The 21,431-nt window shown below is 51.7% G+C and carries 20 protein-coding genes; 6 read left to right on the top strand and 14 right to left on the bottom strand.

Annotated elements, in window-relative coordinates:
• Positions 1-209 precede the first annotated feature (209 nt).
• The 6 genes from RDU59_11370 (at position 210) to elyC (ending at position 6,723) form a co-directional block, all read left to right on the top strand.
• Entirely contained in the window at positions 210-650 is a 441-nt protein-coding gene (locus tag RDU59_11370; GenBank protein MDQ7839075.1) for a Fur family transcriptional regulator, read from the top strand.
• A 160-nt stretch (positions 651-810) separates the two neighbouring features.
• Positions 811-1,845, top strand: coding sequence for a metal ABC transporter substrate-binding protein (locus RDU59_11365; protein ID MDQ7839074.1), 1,035 nt, complete (start codon positions 811-813; stop codon positions 1,843-1,845).
• Positions 1,757-2,545, top strand: coding sequence for a metal ABC transporter ATP-binding protein (locus RDU59_11360; GenBank protein ID MDQ7839073.1), 789 nt, complete (start codon positions 1,757-1,759; stop codon positions 2,543-2,545). The genes RDU59_11365 and RDU59_11360 overlap by 89 nt, the downstream gene beginning before the upstream one ends.
• A 3-nt stretch (positions 2,546-2,548) precedes the next feature.
• Positions 2,549-3,406: a metal ABC transporter permease gene (locus RDU59_11355; protein ID MDQ7839072.1), complete on the top strand. Its 858-nt coding sequence runs from the start codon at positions 2,549-2,551 to the stop codon at positions 3,404-3,406.
• A 374-nt stretch (positions 3,407-3,780) separates the two neighbouring features.
• On the top strand, positions 3,781-5,640 hold the full coding sequence (locus tag RDU59_11350; protein ID MDQ7839071.1) for a hypothetical protein: 1,860 nt from the start codon (positions 3,781-3,783) through the stop codon (positions 5,638-5,640).
• Positions 5,641-5,946: 306 nt separating this feature from the next.
• Positions 5,947-6,723: an envelope biogenesis factor ElyC gene (gene elyC, locus RDU59_11345; protein MDQ7839070.1), complete on the top strand. Its 777-nt coding sequence runs from the start codon at positions 5,947-5,949 to the stop codon at positions 6,721-6,723.
• A 256-nt stretch (positions 6,724-6,979) separates the two neighbouring features.
• On the opposite strand, the gene trpA is transcribed toward elyC, so the two are convergent.
• The 14 genes from trpA to RDU59_11275 form a co-directional block, all read right to left on the bottom strand.
• Positions 6,980-7,771, bottom strand: coding sequence for a tryptophan synthase subunit alpha (gene trpA / locus RDU59_11340; GenBank protein MDQ7839069.1), 792 nt, complete (start codon positions 7,769-7,771; stop codon positions 6,980-6,982).
• Positions 7,768-8,955, bottom strand: a complete 1,188-nt coding sequence (gene trpB / locus RDU59_11335; protein ID MDQ7839068.1) for a tryptophan synthase subunit beta — start codon at positions 8,953-8,955, stop codon at positions 7,768-7,770. Before trpB ends, trpA begins: the two co-directional genes overlap by 4 nt.
• Positions 8,956-9,191: 236 nt before the next feature.
• The gene (locus tag RDU59_11330) at positions 9,192-9,806 is read right to left on the bottom strand and encodes a phosphoribosylanthranilate isomerase (GenBank protein MDQ7839067.1); all 615 of its coding nucleotides are present in this window, start codon (positions 9,804-9,806) and stop codon (positions 9,192-9,194) included.
• Positions 9,775-10,581 carry an indole-3-glycerol phosphate synthase TrpC gene (trpC, locus tag RDU59_11325; protein ID MDQ7839066.1) on the bottom strand — a complete coding sequence of 269 codons (807 nt, stop codon included), beginning with the start codon at positions 10,579-10,581 and terminating at the stop codon, positions 9,775-9,777. The genes RDU59_11330 and trpC overlap by 32 nt, the downstream gene beginning before the upstream one ends.
• A gap of 105 nt (positions 10,582-10,686) precedes the next feature.
• Positions 10,687-11,703: an anthranilate phosphoribosyltransferase gene (gene trpD / locus RDU59_11320; protein MDQ7839065.1), complete on the bottom strand. Its 1,017-nt coding sequence runs from the start codon at positions 11,701-11,703 to the stop codon at positions 10,687-10,689.
• Between the two features lie 2 nt (positions 11,704-11,705).
• On the bottom strand, positions 11,706-12,284 hold the full coding sequence (locus RDU59_11315; protein MDQ7839064.1) for an aminodeoxychorismate/anthranilate synthase component II: 579 nt from the start codon (positions 12,282-12,284) through the stop codon (positions 11,706-11,708).
• 3 nt (positions 12,285-12,287) lie between these two features.
• Positions 12,288-13,763 carry an anthranilate synthase component I gene (trpE, locus tag RDU59_11310; protein ID MDQ7839063.1) on the bottom strand — a complete coding sequence of 492 codons (1,476 nt, stop codon included), beginning with the start codon at positions 13,761-13,763 and terminating at the stop codon, positions 12,288-12,290.
• 368 nt (positions 13,764-14,131) lie between these two features.
• On the bottom strand, positions 14,132-14,992 hold the full coding sequence (locus RDU59_11305) for a hypothetical protein (protein MDQ7839062.1): 861 nt from the start codon (positions 14,990-14,992) through the stop codon (positions 14,132-14,134).
• Positions 14,993-15,080: 88 nt separating this feature from the next.
• Positions 15,081-15,653 (bottom strand): hypothetical protein, encoded by a 573-nt coding sequence (locus RDU59_11300; protein ID MDQ7839061.1) that lies wholly within the window; start codon positions 15,651-15,653, stop codon positions 15,081-15,083.
• Positions 15,654-15,657: 4 nt separating this feature from the next.
• The gene (locus RDU59_11295; GenBank protein ID MDQ7839060.1) at positions 15,658-16,869 is read right to left on the bottom strand and encodes an NADH:flavin oxidoreductase; all 1,212 of its coding nucleotides are present in this window, start codon (positions 16,867-16,869) and stop codon (positions 15,658-15,660) included.
• Between the two features lie 11 nt (positions 16,870-16,880).
• Positions 16,881-17,453, bottom strand: a complete 573-nt coding sequence (locus tag RDU59_11290) for a hypothetical protein (protein MDQ7839059.1) — start codon at positions 17,451-17,453, stop codon at positions 16,881-16,883.
• 84 nt (positions 17,454-17,537) lie between these two features.
• Entirely contained in the window at positions 17,538-18,422 is an 885-nt protein-coding gene (locus RDU59_11285) for a hypothetical protein (protein ID MDQ7839058.1), read from the bottom strand.
• Positions 18,423-18,684: 262 nt separating this feature from the next.
• The gene (locus tag RDU59_11280) at positions 18,685-19,557 is read right to left on the bottom strand and encodes a C1 family peptidase (protein ID MDQ7839057.1); all 873 of its coding nucleotides are present in this window, start codon (positions 19,555-19,557) and stop codon (positions 18,685-18,687) included.
• A 12-nt stretch (positions 19,558-19,569) separates the two neighbouring features.
• Positions 19,570-21,291, bottom strand: a complete 1,722-nt coding sequence (locus tag RDU59_11275; GenBank protein MDQ7839056.1) for an alpha-amylase family glycosyl hydrolase — start codon at positions 21,289-21,291, stop codon at positions 19,570-19,572.
• Between the last annotated feature and the right edge of the window lie 140 nt (positions 21,292-21,431).

Genomic DNA, 21,431 nt, shown 5'->3' with positions numbered 1-21,431 from the left:
TCGGATAAGGCAATTATACAACAAAAAAGCGGCGCACCCTCTTATTTTTTTATCGCCCGCAAATTAGCTTGTACCAATACCTTGAGAGTTTTTGGAACAAAAAGCAGGCGTTCCCCCACCAGGAAGCCAGGGTCGTTTTTTGTCTTATCGACTCTATTCACCTGATATTTAATATGCGGCTCCTTGTTGTGTCGTAACAAAACTTGCAAATGGTTTGCATTTTTGTTATTGTATTATTTATGGACATAGTAAACCATCTGCGCAGACACAAAAAATCTCTCACCCGGGCACGCGCTGAGATATGGCGCATACTGACCCAAAGCGAAAAGCCCTTAAGCCCGAAGGAGATACACCGGCGACTTACAGACCATAAGGTCGATCTGGCTACTGTCTATCGCAACCTGCGCGCCCTGAAGGACGTTGGCCTGGTGAGGGAGATCGATTTAAGAGAGGCTTTCAAACGCTACGAAGCTATATTACCCGGCCGGCATGTGCACCATATCATGTGCCAGGTCTGCGGCCGGATAGAAAAAGTGCGCCATTGTGTGGTGCAGGATATGGCTAATGCCATTCAAAAAGAATCAGGGTTTACTCTGGAAGACCACTATCTGGAATGCTTCGGCATTTGTCCGAATTGTCAGGGGATCTAAGCCCGCTGTCAGTTGCCGGTTACATATGGATGTAACTATTTATATAGATGAATCTGGAAATCAAGAAAACAGGAACAGAACAGTATTTTTATGAGTTCCTGAGTTCCAGATTTAAGAATTTGACGGACTACTGACCACTAAAGTGCTGGGGAGTAATTTTATGCGTAAACTAATTTCGCTCGCTGTTTGCTTCATTATTTCGTTAGTCCTGTGTGTATGTCCGATGCCGGCCCATGCCGCCTCATCGCAAGGGAAAAATGACCTCCGTATCCTCGCATCTTTTCTGCCCATCTATATCTTTACAAATAATGTAGTCCAGGGAATTCCGGGAGTATCTGTCGAACTCATGCTCCCTCCGGGCACGGGTTGTCCGCATGACTATACCTTGACACCAGGCGACTTGAAGAAGATCGCTGCCTCCTCCGTTCTGGTCATAAACGGTCTCGGTATAGAAGAATTTGCCGGCCGCCCTGTTCAAGCAGCAAACCCTGATATTAAAATCATAGATGCTTCAAGAGGGATTACACCTCTGGAAGCGAAAGAAGGCCACAGTCACCATGGCCATGAACATCATCCCGGCCGGATCAATGCCCACGTATGGACCAGCCCGGCTCTGGCCGCGGTTCAAGTTAGAAATATTGCTGAGGCTCTTTCCGCCATAGACCCGAAACATTCTGTACTCTACCGCAAAAACGCCGCAAATTTTACGGCACGGCTGGAAAAACTCATCTCCGGGGTCAAAGACACCGCCGGTAACCTCAAGAAACGAACGGTGGTTGCCTTCCATAACGTTTTTGATTACCTGGCTCGCGACCTTGGCCTTACGGTAGTCGCTTATATCGAAGAAGATCCCGGCCAACCGCCATCTGCCGGGAAATTGAACAAATTAATCCAGACCATACAAAAAGAGAAGGTTGCCGCCATTTTTGCCGAACCCCAGTATCCGCCCCGCCTGGCCCAGGTCTTGAGCCGTGAAACCGGGGTCCCATTTTACGTCTTAGACCCGGTAACCACTGCTCAAGGAACTATCGGGCTTGACTACTATGAAAAGGTCATGCACGCAAACCTTGCTATCATACAAAAAGCCCTGGCAGGAGAATTAACTGATGGCCAACACAGCTATCGAACTTGTAAATGTAAGCGTAACTGTAAATCGTGTGTCTCTTCTGAAGAATGTCAGCGCCGGCATCCCTAAGGGCAAAATTACGGCCCTGATCGGCCCCAACGGCGCCGGGAAGACTACTCTGATACTGGCCGTCCTCGGTGTCATCCCGCATGAAGGGGAGATATTCTTTCTCCGGGACGGCCGGCAGGAAACAACCAGACCCCGCATCGGTTACGTCCCGCAGCGCCTGGATTTTGATCGCGGGTTGCCGCTCACCGTCCTCGATTTTCTCACCCTTTCTTCCCAGCGCCGCCCCCTCTGGCTGGGCTACCAACAAGCAAAAAGAGACAAGGCCCTGGAAGCCCTCCGGGAGATCGGTGTGGAACACTTGCGCGAGCGTCAGATCGGACGGCTATCCGGCGGAGAACTGCAGCGGGTTATGCTGGCCATGGCTATCTCGCGGGATCCGGAAATCCTGCTTCTGGACGAACCGGCCGCGGGGGTCGATGTCTCAGGAGAAGTCCTGTTCTGTGAATTTATGACCCGGGTGCAGAGGGAAGGCCGTTTAACCATGGTGATTGTCTCGCATGATCTCTCCGTAGTAACCGGCCATGCCGAACACGTCATCTGTCTTAACCGGACCGTCCAGTGCCAGGGGGGAGCGCCGGAAGTTTTGACACCGGAAAATATCATGGCCGTCTATGGCCCCCACGCCGGCCTGTACCGGCACGGCCAGGATACACGCCCCGGCGCATCTGCGACCTGTATCCATCCCTTGCACCATAAGTAACCTATGACTATGGAATCTTTCTTCGCCACAATCTACAGCCTTCTGGACACCGCTCTCCCCTTCGCCTGGGCCGCTTCTCTCTTTATGAAAAGGGCCTTTCTGGAAATCATGCTCATAACCCCGCTCTGCGCCATCGTCGGCATACAGGTGGTAAATTACCGTATGGCCTTTTTCAGTGATGCCATCTCTCATTCGGCCTTTGCCGGTATCGCCCTCGGCCTGCTTTTAAACATAAATCCGCTCCTGACCATGGTCGTATTCGGGGTCCTGGTAGCCCTGGGCATCGCCAAGTTTAAAACCCGGTCCGATCTCCCTATGGACACCATAATCGGCGTCTTTTTTGCCGCCACCATCGCCCTGGGTATCGCCATAATCAGCACTCGCAAAGGTCTCTCCCAGACTCTTTCCCCTTTCCTCTTCGGTGACGTCCTCACCATAGCAGAAGTGGAGATAGCCATCACCTTCGCCCTGTTCGCAGTCGTTCTTATCTTCATAGCCCTTAGCTATAACCGCCTCCTACTCACCGGGATCAACGAACCATTGGCGCGCTCACAAGACATCCCGGTCAAGATCTATAACTACATTTTTGCCATAATCCTGGCCGTAGTGGTAACCGTGGGTATAAGAACTATCGGCATGCTGCTTATCACCGCGCTCCTTATTGTCCCCCCGGCCAGCGCCCGGAATGTCAGCCGGAACGTCCGCCAGATGTTCTGGTATTCTCTGGTTTTTGCCTGGGTATCCGGTATCGCCGGGCTGGTAATCTCCTTCTACACCGATATGGCCACCGGCGCATCGATCATCCTCACGGCATCGCTCTGCTTTTTACTCACCTTTATAATCAGCCTGGTAAGAAGATAAATTACCACGTATCCGTTCACCGTTGTCCGTAAGAACCTGAAAAGCTTTTTTCGGTGAACAGTCAATGGTAATCGTATTTTCCGCAACCATCGCCCATCAAAAAACGTGAAAAACTCCGCATGGTAAACGGTGAAGGTATTTTCCGTTATTCGGCCACCGTTGTCCGTGAAAAGCACGAAAACGCCTTTTTCGGTGAACGGTGAACGAACAACGGTGAACGGTTACATTACCACAGGCCTGCCCGGGACATCTTCCTGAACTTCATTGACTTTTTAACAGATTTATGGAATCTTACCGTAGGTCGCTGTAACATATTGCGTATTGCGCCTTTTCGAAGGCATTGTATCGGTTTGACCGAACAAAAAGGGGCGTACATGATAGACTATTACCACACCTTTCACATCCCGGTCATGGGTACCGGGCACTCTGTTGACACGCCCATCCGTGTGGGTCCGCTGGGTATCTCTTCCGTTATTTCACTGGTAGATGACATTTTGCTCGAACAAATCCGCAGATACTACAGCGAAAAATACAATTTACCATACGTCGGAATCCCAAGGCACGAAGAGAATGGCAGGGCAAAAAGGATCACTGCTTACCTCGAAGTCGTCAGGGAAATCGTTCAGCTTAGAATGGAGGACATCCGGCAACAACCCTTCTTCGAAGACAACGACAAGAGGAAGTATTTTGACCTGTTACCGGATGAAAGCCCCCTGAAAAAGGATTACAGCAGGCTGTTAGATATGCACGCCGGGCCGGAACGAAATGCGCTGGAAGGGGATCTGACCCGTAGAATGCGCGCCGGCTCTATTGACGTCAATATTATGGTCAAGCTGGACAACACCTTTGACAGAAACGGCCACCCCCGCGATGATGAATTCAGCGACGCCAAGACAGCCCTTAAGGGCTATGCCGATAGCAGCCTCGAGTCCGGCATCGTATTTTCCGCCGGAATTAACCAGAGCCTTTATACCTACATGACCCGGTTCCGGGATTTTTACCGGGATGAACGGGGTGAGGTCAAAAAGAAGATAATCCTCAAGGTAAGCGACTTCCGCTCCGCACTCATCCAAGGGAAGTTCCTGGCGAAAAAGGGATTGGAGGTGCATGAATTCCGCATTGAATCAGGACTTAATTGCGGAGGGCATGTCTTCCCCACCAACGGAATTTTACTCCCCGGCATTCTCCGGGAATTCAAGGAAAAACGCGGGCAACTGGCCTCAGAATTTAAACCGCTGATACTCAGGCACTACCGGGATATGGGCTGGACCTATCCGGAACCGGGCCTGGAAACCAGCCCCCTTATCACCGTTCAGGGTGGCATCGGCAACCACGGAGAGGTGCGTCGCTTGAGGGAAGACTTCGGTATGGACCTGACCGGATGGGGCACCCCATTTCTCCTGGTCCCCGAAGCCACCTGCGTGGATGCCCCTACCCGTGAGTTATTAAGGCAGGCCGGAGAAGATGACCTCTACATTAGCGGCGCCTCGCCTCTCGGAATCCCCTTCAACAATGTCCGCAACACCGGGTCAGAACAGTGGCTGCGCAAGATGGCGGCAGAGGGCAGGCCGGGCTCTTCCTGCGCCAAAGGCTTCCTGGTATCCAACACCGAATTTACTAAAATACCTATATGTCTTGCCTCCAGACAATTCCAGAAAAATAAGCTGAAAGAGATAAACCAGATGGGGCTTCCAGAAACTGAAAAAGAAAGGTTGCGTGCGGAGATTATGGAAAAGGCCTGTATCTGCGATCATCTGGGAAATGGGGCACTCATCACCCTGGGAATCGCCGAGGTCAAAGATGCGCCCCAGTGTATATGCCCCGGCCCCAACCTCGCCTGGTTCAACAGGATTTACACCTTGCAAGAGATGGTGGATCACATCTACGGACGGGGCTCGTCCCTGGTTTCATCCCAGCGGCCGCATATGTTCGCCAACGAAATCGTGCTGTATGTGGATTACTTCGAAAAACAGGTGGCTCGCAGTCAACACACGCCCAAAGAAATCAAAAACCTGGAGGAATTCAAGGACAATCTCGAAAAAAGTATGGATTTTTGCCTTGATATTGGGCGAAGGCAGCCATATCCGGGAGAAAACCTGGCATCCATCCCACCGGCCGTGGAGCGGCAGAGAGCCCGCCTGAAATCTCTATACGCCGGCTTTGAAAGAAAATGTGCGATTAGAGAGAGGGAGCACGATGAGGCGTGCCCACCGCAGGTTGGAATTTTACAGTAGGCCGCCATACTGTTTTGAAGTTACGTGGCCACCACCATTTGTTAAACTGCTAATAACACCTTTCCCTATGCCGACGCTGCAAACCCACCCGACCCCAGGCGCGTATCAAGTACGAGGTCAGCCAAGAATCCAGAAACTAAAAGACTGGATTCCGTGTCAAGCACGGAATGACAGTAAAAGGTATTTTCAGGTGAAAAATAACCACAAGTGCATAAAGCTGAACTTAATTTATTGATATTCTTATTTTCTCTGTGTGCTCTGTGGTTAATCTTTTGACAATGCGATTACCATCAAAGGGATATGCTTATGTTTCTGCTAAAAAAAATAATCTCTCAACTTTTGCTCCCGCTACCCTTGTGCCTTGAAATTTCCCTTACAGGATTATTCCTGCTGTACTTCACGCGAAGACAAAGGCTGGGCAAGACACTTATATCTATCGGCTTAATTACCCTGACGCTTTTAAGCTATGGATTTATATCTGACCGGCTACTGCATCCCCTCGAAAACAAATACAAGACTTATGTTACTGAAGGTGCGGCGGATGGGCCTAAATATCCGGTAAGGTTTGTTGTCGTCCTGGGCGGAGGGCATACCTCGGACCCAAAACTTCCTATGACCAGTCAGATAGATGATTCTTCCCTGGTTCGTCTGGCAGAGGGAATTCGAATTTACCGGAAGCAACCGGGCAGTAAGCTTGTTTTGTCCGGCGGAAGGGTGTTTGACCCGGTTCCTAATGCCGAGGTTATGGCCGGTATTGCCAGGGAACTTGGTGTTGATAGGAACGATATAATTGTCGAAAGCAGGCCCAAAGATACGCACGATGAGGCCTGCATCATGAAGTCTATAGTCGGCAGCGCCCCCTTTGTTCTAGTGACCTCAGCCTCCCACATGCCGCGGGCCATGGCCCTGTTCAAAAAGCTAGGGATGAATCCGATTCCTGCCCCTACCAGACATCGGGTCAAGAGTAACCAGGCGTTAAGCCCTGGTTCGTTCTTTCCCCATACGGATAACCTCCGTAAGTCGGAAACGGCTGTTTACGAATATTTAGGGATAGCCTGGACCAAACTTAGAGGACAAATATAATTATACTCACCGCAAAGGCGCAAAGAACGCAAAGAAAAACAGGTTTTTAAAAATAAAAAATGCTTTTTCTTTGTATGTATTGTTGCGCCTTGCGGTGAAGCGGACCGCGACCCGTAGGAGCACCTTCCAGGTGCGACAGAGACGGAGAGGCATGAAGAAAGATCCGATTTGATCGCAGCAGGCCGCCGGTCGCAGCAAGATGCTGCTCCTACGATAAATAATACTTTGCGTCTTTGCGGTGAGTCTGGCCCGGTTATTATATCCCGGTCTTGAGATGGGCCACAAATCGGCCCACGATGGGCACCAATTGCGGATCTTCAGCATGTCTGGCTATAAGATTTACAATGGCGCTGCCCACGATGATGCCGTCCGCATGCGGGGCCAGCATGGCCACCTGTTCCGGTGTGGAGATGCCAAATCCCACAGACACAGGAACGGTAGCGTGTTTCTTGACCAATTTTAATTTAGCCAGAAGATCGCCCGGCAGATCTTTCCTGACGCCGGTTATGCCGGTAACCGAGACATAGTAGATAAAACCGCTGCTCAAGCGGGTAACCTTCTTAATCCGGTCGAGGTCACTGGTCGGAGCCAGGAGAAAAATGGTGTCCAGACCGGCTTTGTCTGCCTCTTTTTTCCACTCTTCTGCTTCTTCGGGAGGAAGATCAGGGATGATAAAGCCATCCACGCCGGCTTGAGCTGCTTTCCGGGCCGTGCGTTTCAACCCATACTGCAAGACCGGATTGTAATAAGTCATCAGGACGAGCGGGATCCGGGTCTTGCTGCGAAGATTCCGAACCAGGCCGATGACGTCCTCCAAGCGTACACCCTGGGTCAAGGCACGCTGGCTGGCGGCCTGGATGGTCGGCCCATCGGCTAAGGGATCGGAAAAAGGCACACCCAATTCAATTAGATCCGCCCCCTGCCGTTCCATCTCCAACACCAGTTCTGCGGTATGGGCCAGAGATGGATCACCGGCCGTAAGGAACGGGATAAGAGCGGCTTTTTTTGTTTTTTTCCTGCCGGCAAAAACCTCTGCAATGCGACTCATGCAACACCTCCTGCTAAAAGACCGGCTACGGTCTCTACATCTTTATCTCCCCGGCCGGAGAGGTTGATGACTACTATATCCTTACGCGATAACCGGGGCACTATCCTGGCGGCATAGGCAATGGCATGTGCGCTCTCCAGGGCAGGGATAATCCCCTCGGTCTCGGAGAGGAGCTTAAAGCCTTCCAATGCCTCAGCATCCGTTACCGAGACGTATTCCGTCCGCTTGCTATGGCGATAATAGGCGTGTTCCGGCCCCACGCCTGGATAGTCCAAGCCGGCCGCTATGGAATGGGTATCTCCGATCTGGCCATCCGCGGTCTGAAGCAGGTAGCTCATGGCCCCATGCAGAACGCCGATGCCCCCGGCGCCAAGGGTAGCCGAATGGAGGCCGGAGGAGATGCCCTCTCCACCTGCCTCTACGCCGATCAAGCGGACCGGGTCACTTCGGAAGGGATAAAAGATGCCCATAGCATTACTCCCGCCGCCCACGCAGGCTATAATAACATCGGGAAGGCGTCCCTCTTTTTTTAGGATTTGCCGCCGCGTCTCCTGACCGATTACCGATTGGAAGTCACGGACTATCATGGGATAAGGATGCGGCCCCACCACCGAGCCGATCACATAATGGGTATTTTGCACGTTGGTTACCCAGTCCCGGATAGCCTCGTTAATAGCGTCCTTCAGTGTCTTGCTGCCCTGTTCCACAGGTATGACCTTGGCCCCGAGGAGCTGCATACGAAAGACATTCATGGCCTGTCTCTTGATGTCCACCGCGCCCATATAGACATCGCACTCCAGGCCCAAAAGGGCCGCAGCGGTGGCCGTGGCCACGCCGTGCTGTCCGGCTCCGGTCTCGGCAATAACCCGCTTTTTGCCCATTTTCCTGGCCAGCAAGACCTGGCCCAGGGTATTATTTATCTTGTGTGCCCCGGTGTGGGTCAAGTCTTCCCGCTTTAAATAGACCCTGGCCCTTTTTAGTTTCTCCGTAAGACGCTTGCAGAAGTAAAGCGGGGTTGGCCTGCCCGTGTATTCCGTAAGGTAGAAGCGGAGCTCTTCCTTAAAGGACCTGTCTTTCCGGTAGTAGTGATATTTTTTTTCGAGTTCCATAAGGGCCGGCATCAATGTTTCCGGGACAAAACGTCCCCCAAACATGCCAAAATGCCCTCTTTTGTCTGGAAGCATTATGCTTACCTCCTTTAAAAAGAATACAGAAGACAGAATTCAGAAAAATGACAGATGCCAAAGCCCAAAACCTAAATTCCAAATGTCGAAATCCCAAGTTCAAATCAATGACAAAATCCAAACACTGAAAAATTGGCCCTCCTGCGGCGGACCTCCCGACATTCAGTCAGTTGGACTTCATCTGAATTTTGATATTTGAATTTCATTTGGACCTTGACCTTTGAACTTTGACATTTCTATGCAGCCTGCGCCCGTTCTATAAACAGCCGTATCTTATCATGATCCTTCTTGCCCGGCGACATCTCCACGCCGCTGCTCACATCAACCGCATAGGGTCTGACAGCCCGGATGGCGGCCTCGACATTATCCGGGTTAAGGCCGCCGGCCAGGATAACCGGCCCGATCTTTCCGGCCTCTTTAGCCATAGTCCAATCAAAGGCCTGCCCGGTACCGCCGGCAAGCACGGGGTGATAAGTGTCTAAAAGAAAAGCGCTTACCTTGCCCCGGTACGGTTCCATACGTTCGATATCTTCTCTCTGACTTATGCGAAATGCCTTAATTACAGGACGGGCAAATCCTGCACAATACTCAGGAGATTCTGCCCCATGGAACTGCAAGACCGTCAACCGGCAAAAATCAGCTATCTCCTCTACCACGCCCTTTTCTTCATCCACAAAAACCCCGACCAAATGCACAAAGGGAGGCAGGGCATGAATGATCTTCCGGGCCCGTTCTTTCTCCACCCGGCGGGGACTTTTGGCAAATACCAGCCCTATGGCGTCTGCCCCAAGGGCCTGGGCCGCCAACGCATCCTCAATATTAGTGATACCACACACCTTTATCCTGATCACTTTTTCCTAACAGCTCCATAATCGTTTTTGCCCTGTCCGGGGCACGCATCAAGGTCTCGCCGATCAAGACCGCCTGTATTCCGGCCTCTTCCAGCCGGACAATGTCGGAACGGGTTTTGATCCCGCTCTCACTGACTATTATCTTCCCCGCCGGTATCTTGCGGCAAAGGTTAAAGGTGGCTTCCAGCGATACCGTAAAGTTTTTGAGATTCCGGTTATTGATCCCGATCACGCGGGCTCCGGTCTCCAGCACCCGATGGAGTTCACGCTCATCATGCACCTCAACCAGGGCCTCCATCCCCAGCCTATGCGTCAAATCAAGAAGCGCCTTCAGATCCCTGTCTCCCAGGATGACGGCGATAAGCAGGACGGCATCCGCCCCGTAGGCCCTGGCCTCATAGACCTGGTAGGGGTCTATGAGAAAATCCTTACGAAGCACGGGAAGCGAGACCGTCCGCCTGACCTGGGACAGGAAGGCGATGTCACCGGCAAAAAATTCCCTGTCCGTCAATACCGAAATGGCCGCTGCTCCGCCCATTTCATATTCCGTAGCGACAGACGACGGGTCTATATTTCCGGCTATCATGCCGGCAGAAGGTGACACCCGTTTTATCTCGGCAATAATATTTATTCCGCCGCCCGTAGTAAGGGCGCTGCTCAATGAACGCGGCGCTGCCACACGACCGATTTCCTGCATCAAGACAGGAATGGGTTCTTCCTCCTTGCGCCGGGCCACCTCAAGCCTCTTATGTCCAACGATTTTATCTAAAATCATAGTAATCAAGCCTTCAGCTTTCAGCGGTCAGCTATCAGCCTGGAGCCCTGCGACTTTGAGCGGTCAGCTTTCAGCTATCAGCCATGAGCTTTTCTATCTCCCATCTCATGCCGCTTTCCGGGAAAACGTGATGTATTCCTCAAGCTTTTTGCCTGCTGCACCGCTATCTATGAGTTCCTCGGCCACTCTTACGCCTTCGGACATGTCTCTCGCCTTGCCGCTGATAGCCAAGGCGGCAGCCGCATTAAGAACCACCATATCCCGGCAGGCCCCTTTTTCACCGGCAAAAATGGAACGCACAATCTGTGCGTTTTTTGCCGCATCGCCACCAATAATCTCCGCCGGAGCAGCCCTTTTGAGGCCAAAATCATCCGGCTGCACGACGTAATCGCGGACAGCGCCTCCTTTGAGTTCGCTTACCCGGGTAGGCCCAACTATACTCAGCTCGTCATACCCGCCTTCACCAAAGACCACCATAGCCGCCTTGCACCCCAGATTTTTCAGCACCGAGGCCAAGGTATTCGCCAGACTGCCATCATAGACCCCGAGGACCTGAACATTGGCCCCGGCCGGATTGGTCAGAGGCCCGAGAATGTTGAATATGGTACGCAGTCCTATCTCCCTTCGGGGAACGATGGCGTGTTTCATGGCTAGGTGTAATTTGGGAGCGAAAAGAAAGCCAAAACCAATCTTACCTATGCAGGCGGCCACGAGTGAAGGTGAAAGGTCTAAGTTGGCCCCGAGTGCCTCCAGGACATCGGCACTGCCACAACGGGATGAGACCGCGCGATTTCCATGTTTCGCCACTTTCACTCCCGATGCAGCTATTACAAAGGCAGCGGTTGTAGAAACATTGAAGGTATTAGAGGCGTCACCGCCGGTGCCGACGATATCCACCACTATCTCTGCCTCAACCTTAATCTGAGTGGCTTTTTCCCGCATTACGCGGGCTGCTCCGGTTATCTCCGCCACGGATTCACCCTTCATGCGGAGCGCCGTGATAAAGGCGCCTATCTGGGCCGGTGTACAACTACCGCTCATAATCTCTTCCATAACCGCCGTCATTTCCTCTTCGCTTAAGTCCTGACGATTAACTACCCGGGCCAGCGCTTCCTTGATCACAGTCATCTCCTCCCCCCGGACAGTCTTGTAAAATTCTTCAGGAGCCTCGGTCCCTCTCTGGTCAGGATTGATTCGGGGTGGAATTGTACCCCCTCTATGATAAGCTCTTTGTGCCGAAGACCCATGATTTCTCCCTCTTCGGTCCAGGCGGTTATCTCCAGACAATCGGGCAGGGACTCTTTCTCTACAATAAGCGAGTGATAGCGGGTGGCCTCAAAGGGCAGCGGCAGCCCCTCAAAAATCGTTTTACCATCGTGATAAATCAGGGAGGTCTTGCCATGCATTAGCCTTTCGGCGCGCTCTATGCGGCCGCCAAAGGCCGCGCCTATGGACTGATGCCCCAGGCAGACCCCGAGTATGGGCAGCCGGCCGGCAAAATGCCTGATAGCCGCCACGGAAATGCCCGCCTCTTCCGGGGAACACGGCCCGGGAGAGATGACCAGGTGTGAGGGAGAAAGTCCTTCAATCCCCTCGAGGCTGATCTTATCATTGCGTTCCACGGTCAGGTCTTCGCCCATCTCGCCAAAGGCCTGGACGAGATTATAAGTAAAGGAATCGTAATTATCGAGGACGAATATCATCGCCTATTCCAATCCCTTTTTTGCCCATTCGATAGCCCTCAGCATACCGCGCGCCTTGTTTACCGTCTCCTGATATTCCTTATCCGGATCGGAATCAGCTACGATCCCCGCCCCGGCCTGGACACTTATCCGTCCATTTTTAATGAGCAGCGTGCGGATGGCGATACACAGGTCCATGTTGCCGGAAAAGCTGAAATAACCAACCGCACCGGCGTACGGCCCGCGGCGGTCAGGCTCCAGTTCTTCAATGATCTCCATGGCCCGCACCTTTGGGGCGCCGCTTACCGTGCCGGCCGGAAACGTAGCGGAGAAAACGTCAAAGGCATCCTTGCCTTCTTTTAACAGGCCGCGCACATTGGAAACTATATGCATGACGTGTGAATACCGTTCAATAGCCATCAGTTCGTTTACTTCTACGCTGCCGTATCCGGCTACCCGGCCCACATCATTTCGCCCCAGGTCAACCAGCATTATATGCTCGGCCCGTTCCTTGGGATCGTTCAGGAGTTCTTGTTCCAGCCTGCGATCTTCCTCCTCGTTTGTCCCGCGGGGCCGCGTCCCGGCAATGGGCCGGACTTCTATTTTCCGGTTCTCCAGCCGTACCAGGACCTCCGGTGAAGAACCGATCAGATATTCGTCATCAAAACGGAGGTAAAAGAGGTACGGCGAGGGATTTATCTTACGCAACGCCCGATAAACCGAAAAGGGATCTCCTTGCCACGTCGTCTGAAAGCGCTGGGCCAACACCACCTGAATGATGTCTCCCGCCCGGATATACTCCTTGGCCTTTCCGACCATACGCTTAAAGTCCTCAGGCGGCATGTTGGCCGATACCGGAAGATCATCCTGAGGAATATCCTCCGGCTGCGAAACCGGTGCCCTGCGCAGTCTGTCAACAATGCCGTCTATTCCGGCTATGGCCTGATCATAAAGCGATTGCAGATCATCGCCTTCCTTGATGTGCACATTCGTTATGACCCTAAGAGACTGGTTGAAGGTGTCGTAGATGAGGATCTGGTCACAGATTACAAAGACCATATCGTAGAAACCGAGTACATCCGGATTTGTCTCCGGGATGGCCTCTACAAAACGCACGGTGTCATAACCTAGGTAACCCACGGCACCGCCAAAAAAACGGGGCAGCCCGTCAAATATCACGGGCTTGTAAGCCGACAAGACCTTTCGCAGGAACAGGATGGGGTTCCCGGTTTCAGCATGGACCTCACCGGCGGCGTCGAGTCGTTCCAATCTGTCGCCCCTGGCCCGGACTATGACCGAGGGGTTTAGGCCAATAAAGCTATACCGCCCCCATTTTTCCCCGCCCTCCATGCTCTCCAGGAGAAAGGAATATTTTCCCTCTTCCAGCTTACGGTAAATGGAAAGAGGGGTCTCCATATCCGCAAGGATGTCCCGATAGACCGGGATGAGATTCCCTTGCTGAGCGAGTTGCTTAAATTGTTCGAAGGTTGGTGAATACATTTCTTAGCTATCAGCTTTCAGCCTTCAGCTATGAGCCTCTCCTGGCCGATCGCTGACTGCTGAAAACTTATAAAATAAAAAACCGCAGGTCATTTTGAGATGACCCACGGTTTATTGAACGGCACGTATGTTAATAACCGGGAAGTGGGTACACCTCACCCTATATCAACCCACTCCACCACCAGCGTAAAATTATGCCGTCATAAATTTTCATATTAGGTTACGTTTACCAGACTCAAGACTGTGTGTCAATAAATAAAATATGGCACCCCGCGGCAAGCCGCGGGGGTTTCTGCAAAGGGTTTCGCTAACATGGCTGCTTCCTTCTTTTGTCCTGATCTCAAATTTCAAATTTGAAATTTCAAATCCTACGGCATTATCCTCAAAAGAGCAAGATACGAATGCTCCGTGGCCTTTCGTGCGGTAACCGAGCAAAACGTCCCTATGGCTGCGGCTACCAGGGGATTTAAGTTGAGGTTAAAGGCCCCGTTGATTATACCTTCAACGGCCGGGAGCAACGAGGCCTCCGCCAGGTCTCCAAATGAATCAAACCAGCCTATGAGCTTCTTCATGGAATCCGACTGATACTGCTGAACAAGCCTGGCGTAGCGGGGCCTGAGATCATACAGTGCGTCGCCGGTAGTTTCTACGACGATCCTGGTTATATCCCGGATATAACGTTCGGCATTGATCTGGTCACCGATTCCCCTTGCGTCCTCCAAATTGCGGACCTTAGGGAACTGAGGCCGCATAATCAGATCCCCGGATACGGTTTTGTATCCGTCCTGCGCAAAGAAATACTGATTAAGGCTCTCTGCATAATCTTCCATCTGAAGCCCTTCGAAGTTCTTCAGGACGGTGACAAACGATAAAACCAGACCTATTTCCATGTGGATGATACCACGCAAGACGTCGGGTGCTTTTTTCAACTGGTCAACCGTGACCAGCTCCCTGAAGTTGTCAACAAAGCCATCGAAACTTGTACTGTTGATAAGCTCCTTAAAATCATTTTGTAACTCCTTGGTAACGCCGGCGAGAAGGCTCCCCGCCCCCTTCAAGGCGTTTATTTCGTTTATAAGCAGGCAGAAGTCGGCTCTGATTGATACGGGAAAATCTTTACCCGACCCCAATTCCTCGTCCAAATTTCCTTTTATCAGCTCCGTACTTTTTTCCTTGACGATGTTGAAAAAACGATCCTGAAAATCAGCGAGCCCCTTGATACCGATCATCTCCTCTCCTCCTGCCTACGGCAGGCCGTAGGCCTGTTGTTTCCCGGTTACGGGAAAGATTAGATCCTGCGTCATCCGGAAGTGCGTCTTACGACATGAAACCACGTTGTTTCATCTGATTAATCTCTGCCAGCATACGCTGCGATAAGTTAACTGTCATATCAGAAATCTTATTGATCATCCCCAGACATTCATCTGGTGTTCCCTGACGTTGTGCCGTCAGCAGGTAGAGCGCAACATCTAGGCTGTCCCGTTCTTTCTTTATAGCATCCCACATCACTGGGAGTTCTTTATCTGCAAAGAAAGTCTTGAGGCGAATCGCATAAATCCGGAAATTCGTCTCCCATTTCATCACCGCCTCGTTGTAACTGCGAATCTCCTCGTCTCGTTGCCGTGTTGGCACTTGTTTTAGGTGACCAACCACCACGTCTTGAGAGTGTGTCAGAATCTCTGCAACAGACCCATTAATCTCCTCCAGGATTTTGTATTTCTGTTCCAGCTCCTTATCAAATTTGGCGCTCTCTGCCGTGAACCGCTGTTGGAAGAGCCAGTTCTTCTGCTGCCACTTAGAGGCTATATACTGGACGAGAAGCCCGCTGATTATGGCCCCTGCGATAAGAAGCCCGAAAGGTGAGTTGAGAAACTCCGCTAGTTTTTTCATCTTCTCACCGCCCCTCGAATTCGTCCTTATGGCAACGGATGGGCACGGTGTCCGTGGCGACGAAACAGATATTGCAGTTGTCGCATCTGGCAACCGAGCTCTCGCCCGTCTTGAACTTATTTGCCAGATCCGGCTCAAGCAGAAGCGGCCTCGCCATAGAGACGAAATCTGTCTTGCCCTCCCTGATAGCCGCCTCCATAAAGGCCTTTGATCTCATGCCCCCTACCGTAATAACAGGTAATGAGACCGCCTTCTTTACCCTGGCCGCAGTCTCCAGGTTATAGCCTTCCCTGAAGGGCGGCTGGATTCTGGAAAGCACCGGGGAGACCACGTGTCTTATGAGGGATTTGACCACCCTGCCCATCTTGCAGTACGGTCTCAAATACTTGAGGATGCCTTCGGTAGGAAATTGACCCCGTGCCATGTAGAAACTCTCCTCGTTGCTTCCGGCGCTGAGCTCGATGGCGTCGCAACAACCCGTGTCTTCCACCATTCTTGAAAAACGAACACATTCATCGGGTCTTATCCCGTCCCGGGCTTTTTCGAATGAGTTCAGTTTAATAAAGACCGGGTAGTCCCGGCCCACGGCATCCCGCACGGCCCGAAGGGTCTCGCCCACTATTCTAAACCTGTTCTCCAGGTGTCCTCCCCAGCGGTCGGTCCTTTTATTGGAATGCCTTGACAGGAAGGTGGACAGGAGATAGCCGTGCGCGGCGTGTATCTGAACGCCGTCATATCCGGCAGTCTTCGCCCTTCGGGCCGCCGCGGCGAAATTTTCGATGATCTCGGCGATTTCAGGTTCAGACAGTTCCCGGGGCACCTCTTTATAAAAACGGCTCGGGACAGACGAAGGCGACACCAGTGCGGCTTCGCCTGTTTCCGAGGATAGTGTCTGCCTTCCGCAATGGGCGATCTGAAGCACTATCTTCCCTTCGATGTCGTGTATATTGTTGACCATAGTCCTGTGCGCAGGTATCAGCTCGTCTGAGTCGATCATTGTCATGTGGTAGAGGGCGCTCTTGCCATTCTGCATTATACCTGCATAACCGGTAATAATTAGCCCGATGCCGCCTTCTATAAACCGCTTATAAAATTGAAATTGTCTCTCTGTCGGGGCGCCTCTTCTGTCCGCAAGTCCCTCATGAGAGGCAGAACGTATCATTCTGTTTTTTAATTCAAGCGATCCTATCCTGCCGGGGCTAAACAACACATCCATGCTTCCTCACGCTACCCCTCCATAATCTTTGACTTCCTTTTTAACCACAGACCGAAAAAGACCGAGGCTGTAATGAAGTAGCCCATGGCGCCAAGCCATGAAAAGAAGAAAGAAGGCGTGCCGAACGTTGCAGACTGCCTTGGGAAGGCGTGGTACTGGGCGTAAGTGCCTATGTAATACCAGGTAAACGGCCACAGAAAAAAGGGCAGCAGAGTTGCAATCACGCCGGCGACACACAGTCTTTTTACCGTCCGGTCTTTACCCTGCCTGTAAAGCCGGTGGGCAAGCATATAACTGGCGCACCCTATCACTACCATGGCCATGTAAAAGCCTACATAAAAGAGCGAAACAGAGGGATTTCCGGCAGGTTTTTCCATCCATTCCCACCGGTACATACATTCCCAGGCCGGCCAGCAGATGAGGAGAAAAATTCCCGCGGGAGCAAACAGGAGGGCGAAATATGCGGCCATAGGCCCCATCAGCCTGTGCATGAAAAGGCGTTTCTCCCTTTTGAGATATCCCCTGCTCAAAAAGGCGAAAATCTGGCCCGCTGCAAATGCCCCCGGCAAATCCACTTGCACCATAACGCCTCTCTCTGTACCGGATTCTCCTTTGCTATGACAGTAAGCGTCCCGGCCAAGGACAAGAATAGCGGTCCTCTTAACCCATTATTCAGACAAAATAATACATGACGTCCCCGGGACAGGAATATTACCGGTTATTTTCAGAAAGGCAAAAAAGGCCTCCGGCCACTTGCTTTGAAAGGCAAATAGCCTCCCCATTATTCCATGTAGAATTACACGGCTTCGAGTATCCGGTACTATCTCCGGATATTTTTCGGCTAGTCTCAGAGCGACAGCGGCGGCGGCGAGGTAGCCTCTATCCGCAAACAGCACGTCATCCAATATTTCTCCGGTCTCAAAAGAAAAACATGACTGCCCGAGGCTGAGGGCCGCAACGCAAAATAACCTGAGGCTGTCCCGGTCTCTATCAGAAAGCGGGGCAGGAGTAAGTAGGGCTGCCTGAGCTTCATCTTTAAATCTTCTTATAATCTCCAGCCAATGCCTTTTGGCCTCCCGGAGGTTACCCTTTAAACGCCATAGCTCAGCTTTACAGGAAAGTATATCTTCATGATTAGCGCCAGCCTTATCTGTTGCCTTAAGGTGCTCTTCAGCCCTGGACATAAGTGTGTCCGGCGAATACTCCAAATCACTTGGGCCTGATTTGAAGTATTCGTAGAGCTCCAGAAAGGCTCCAGCCAGAGCAATATGATCAACAGCAGCGAGTAAATCATACTCCGGTTCTTGTAGCCTTGGCGTTGCCGGGGATGGCTCTGAACTATCAGCCCGGCCGGTCTTACCCTTTTCCTTTTTCTCAATCTCATCGGCCAGATGGAGAAATCTGTATGCGGCTGTAATCCCTTGTCCAGATCCGGTATTCTTCAGCACTTCAACGGCGGTATTGGCCATGATTCTGGCGTCTTCCGTACGTCCAGCCCTAAGGCACAAGTCAGCATAGCGCAGGAGCAGTCGCCCCAGTTCTTCCAGATCCATTTTATATCTCCACAATTCTCAGGCTGTATTGTCAAAAGATTAACCACAGAGGACACAGAGAAAATAAAAATATCAACAAGTTATAACAGCTTTTGGCTTCTCCCCTCTGTGATCTCCTAATTTTCTCGTATTTTGCCCAAAAACGTCTGAGGAATTGCCCCACTAATAACAGTTCAAGCAGCTTAAACCGTTCAAACGGTTGGAACCGTCTCTTCTCGGTGCGCTCTGTGGTTTCTTTTTTATAAGACTTTTGACATTACTCTCAGGCCTTGAATTCTCCGGTATCCACCCATTCCTTCTTAAGAATAGACCAAAAGTCCTCGGCCAGTCCTCTAAGTACGTATTCATACGGCAGCCAGCCATAGCCTCCATCTCCCCAGCCTGTGCCCCACGAGTTCCGAATGAGAAGGGCGCCGGTAGTCTCGACCCCGCATTTACCCGTATTTTTAATCTTCACCTTATCATCGTAACCAACGCCTACAATAGCGTGGCCGCCTTCTATCCTTTCTCCCCGGCAGGGAAAAGGGATTTTACCTGTTTTGTCCGCCTGATCGATGGAGCTATAGACTGTGAACCCGAACATAGAGGGATGACCTACGGCCAGGTAAGTTTTTATTCGATCAAGCAGGACATCTCCCGGGGTCCCGGGTGGATCATGGCGGTAGTACTGGATGGTCTGATAGTTTTGGGCAAAGGCATAACAGAAGGCCGGCGGCTCTTTGTCAAAATCGGCAAGGGCGTAAGGCCAGTACTCTTCAGGCGGTACGCCAAAAAGGACCAAGGCGCCCATAGTGCTCCGCAAAAACGCCCCGGTATCCCCGGTCCAGTGGAGGAAATTGCGGGTGACCTTGTAAAGAAATAACCGGGAGGCATCGATATGCCTTCCAAGAGCGCGCCGCTCGTAATATTCTACAATCCCTACACCCGCATGGGCCGTGCATGACCCGAGGGATCCCTGATCCTCAATGGATGAGCACCACGGCCTTAGATCGACCGCGGTGGGCTGCTTCACCCTGGCCTTCAGTACGCCGGTGGGCGCCAGCACCTTGCTGATCTCTTTCTGCTCCTGAGTGTAATCCCTGAAATCGGGATAGTCAGGTAGCCACCCCAGAGCTGATTTATCAAATTTACTCATACCGTTCCCTCCTTATGGAACAATGCGTTTAAATATTGCTATTTCATGAGGCTGCAGGTCGGTGTGGACTATATGCCGCCCGTTTACCTCGGTTATCTTTACTTTTGACCGCGCGTCCAGAAGGTTGACCATTTCTTTACCGATGGGAGAAAGGCTGCTATCTATGGTTATAAAGTCACTCCTTGGCTCCATATCCAGATTCATGGTCACAAGTATCTCGGTGCTGTCGAGAATACGGGAATAGGCCAAGGTAGAACGGCCGTCGATAGGATAGCCGAAATCGACGCCGTTTCCTGATATCTCCCGGAAGTATTGTCTTCCATAACGCAGGGCGGGCTCTTCCCCTCTCATCTCTGCGATACGGGATATATCTTTATAGATGGGGTTATCCGGGTTAAAGAAATGATGCCTTGTAGTATTGAAGGCCCCCCAGCGGCCGCCGAACATACATTCACGTATGTGCTTATCATGGTCACCTCCGCCGTCGAACCCCTGCTCTGTCCCATAATAGAGGCAGGGGATGCCGATGCTTGTGAGCAGGTAACCTATGGCCAGAACGGCCTGTCTCCGGAGGGGATCGTTATGGAGAAATCTGGCCCTTGGCGAACGGCCAATCTGATCGTGGTTATCAATAAAAGTCACAAAATATTCGCCGGCCCGGCCGTGGTCGCTATATAATTCCCGGAATCCTTCATATCTTTTCCTGAGTTCAGCCGGATTTGTAAATCCCTTTATCACCCCTTCCAGTATCCCCCACAAGGGAAAATCAAGGGCGGCGTCCAGGGAAGGAAAACGTTCATTGGTGCCCGGGATGCGGGCATTTCTGCCGATATACTGGTCGATAAAACGGTCGTCTCCGATGATCTCTCCAAAGAGCAGGAAATTCTTTTTGCCGATGCTCTGGGCATATTCTCTTATGGCCGCGCAGAATAGAGCGGTGCTTGACTCTTCCAGGTGCTTTACCGCATCCAGACGGTAGCCATCCACATCGGTGACGGCAATCCAGTACTTATGTATGTCGATGAGGGCTCGCAGTACTTCACGGCTTGAGGTATCAAGCTCTTTCAGAGAACAGAAGTCACCGTCCCTCGCCTCCGGGAATGTGTCCCAGTTTCGTATCTCGCCCTTTCGCCTGTACCACTCGGAATTCTGGAACTCTACCGGCCAGACCGCATCATCCGGCCACTCGATACCTGAACCATGGGTAACTTCCCGCCAGAAACCAAAGGGAAATCTCTGCCCCCCACAGTAGTCGTAGCGGTAGCCTCCCGGATAGGCCCAGTTGTCGCCGGTATGGTTCAGGACTATATCGAGAATTACATACATCCCCATCTTGTGGGCTTTTTTTACCAGGGTCTGTAAGTCTTTAACCGACCCAAAGCGCGGGTCAATATCGAGGAAATCCTGGATGCCATAGCCGTGGTAGGTGTTAAGCTCACTCCGGTTTTTAAATATAGGGCTTAACCACACGGCCGTACAGCCCAGGCCTTTTATATAGTCGAGTCTCTCAGCAATACCTTTCAGCGTCCCGCCCTGCCATTTTTCGCCCTCTTCATCATTTCTGCCGGCGGGAGTTGAGCCGGGTACGTATGGAGGGATATCACCTTCCCCGCTGTTAAATCGGTCCACCAGGAGAAAATAGACGAACTGGTCCCGCCAGTCTGAAGGAGAGGGGAAGACCCGGCTAACCGGTTTGAATCTTATTTCGGAAAGGCTTTTGGGCTTATCGGACATTTTTATTCACCATATTTTATGAATTAGTAAAAAAGCCATTCACCGCTGAGCGCGCAACGCCCGCAGAGAAAAACTTTAAACCATTCCATATGTTATCTCAGCGTTCTCTGTGACCTTTGCGGTAAAATTTTACTTTTCCC

Source organism: Thermodesulfobacteriota bacterium, from assembly GCA_031082315.1.
Classification (GTDB): domain Bacteria; phylum Desulfobacterota; class QYQD01; order QYQD01; family QYQD01; genus QYQD01.
Note: the sequence above shows the minus strand (reverse complement) of the source record. Positions and strands in the feature narration are given on the sequence as shown.

Bases quoted from the DNA above. Each gene is read 5' to 3' on its own strand.
- trpC (MDQ7839066.1), bottom strand. From the start codon at position 10,581: ATGATTTTAGATAAAATCGTTGGACATAAGAGGCTTGAGGTGGCCCGG.
- RDU59_11300 (MDQ7839061.1), bottom strand. From the start codon at position 15,653: ATGAAAAAACTAGCGGAGTTTCTCAACTCACCTTTCGGGCTTCTTATC.
- RDU59_11350 (MDQ7839071.1), top strand. From the start codon at position 3,781: ATGATAGACTATTACCACACCTTTCACATCCCGGTCATGGGTACCGGG.
- RDU59_11305 (MDQ7839062.1), bottom strand. From the start codon at position 14,992: ATGATCGGTATCAAGGGGCTCGCTGATTTTCAGGATCGTTTTTTCAAC.
- RDU59_11290 (MDQ7839059.1), bottom strand. From the start codon at position 17,453: ATGGTGCAAGTGGATTTGCCGGGGGCATTTGCAGCGGGCCAGATTTTC.
- elyC (MDQ7839070.1), top strand. From the start codon at position 5,947: ATGTTTCTGCTAAAAAAAATAATCTCTCAACTTTTGCTCCCGCTACCC.
- trpA (MDQ7839069.1), bottom strand. From the start codon at position 7,771: ATGAGTCGCATTGCAGAGGTTTTTGCCGGCAGGAAAAAAACAAAAAAA.
- RDU59_11360 (MDQ7839073.1), top strand. From the start codon at position 1,757: ATGGCCAACACAGCTATCGAACTTGTAAATGTAAGCGTAACTGTAAAT.
- RDU59_11280 (MDQ7839057.1), bottom strand. From the start codon at position 19,557: ATGAGTAAATTTGATAAATCAGCTCTGGGGTGGCTACCTGACTATCCC.
- RDU59_11275 (MDQ7839056.1), bottom strand. From the start codon at position 21,291: ATGTCCGATAAGCCCAAAAGCCTTTCCGAAATAAGATTCAAACCGGTT.
- RDU59_11365 (MDQ7839074.1), top strand. From the start codon at position 811: ATGCGTAAACTAATTTCGCTCGCTGTTTGCTTCATTATTTCGTTAGTC.
- RDU59_11295 (MDQ7839060.1), bottom strand. From the start codon at position 16,869: ATGGATGTGTTGTTTAGCCCCGGCAGGATAGGATCGCTTGAATTAAAA.
- RDU59_11285 (MDQ7839058.1), bottom strand. From the start codon at position 18,422: ATGGATCTGGAAGAACTGGGGCGACTGCTCCTGCGCTATGCTGACTTG.
- RDU59_11315 (MDQ7839064.1), bottom strand. From the start codon at position 12,284: ATGATATTCGTCCTCGATAATTACGATTCCTTTACTTATAATCTCGTC.
- trpE (MDQ7839063.1), bottom strand. From the start codon at position 13,763: ATGTATTCACCAACCTTCGAACAATTTAAGCAACTCGCTCAGCAAGGG.
- trpB (MDQ7839068.1), bottom strand. From the start codon at position 8,955: ATGCTTCCAGACAAAAGAGGGCATTTTGGCATGTTTGGGGGACGTTTT.
- RDU59_11355 (MDQ7839072.1), top strand. From the start codon at position 2,549: ATGACTATGGAATCTTTCTTCGCCACAATCTACAGCCTTCTGGACACC.
- RDU59_11370 (MDQ7839075.1), top strand. From the start codon at position 210: ATGGTTTGCATTTTTGTTATTGTATTATTTATGGACATAGTAAACCAT.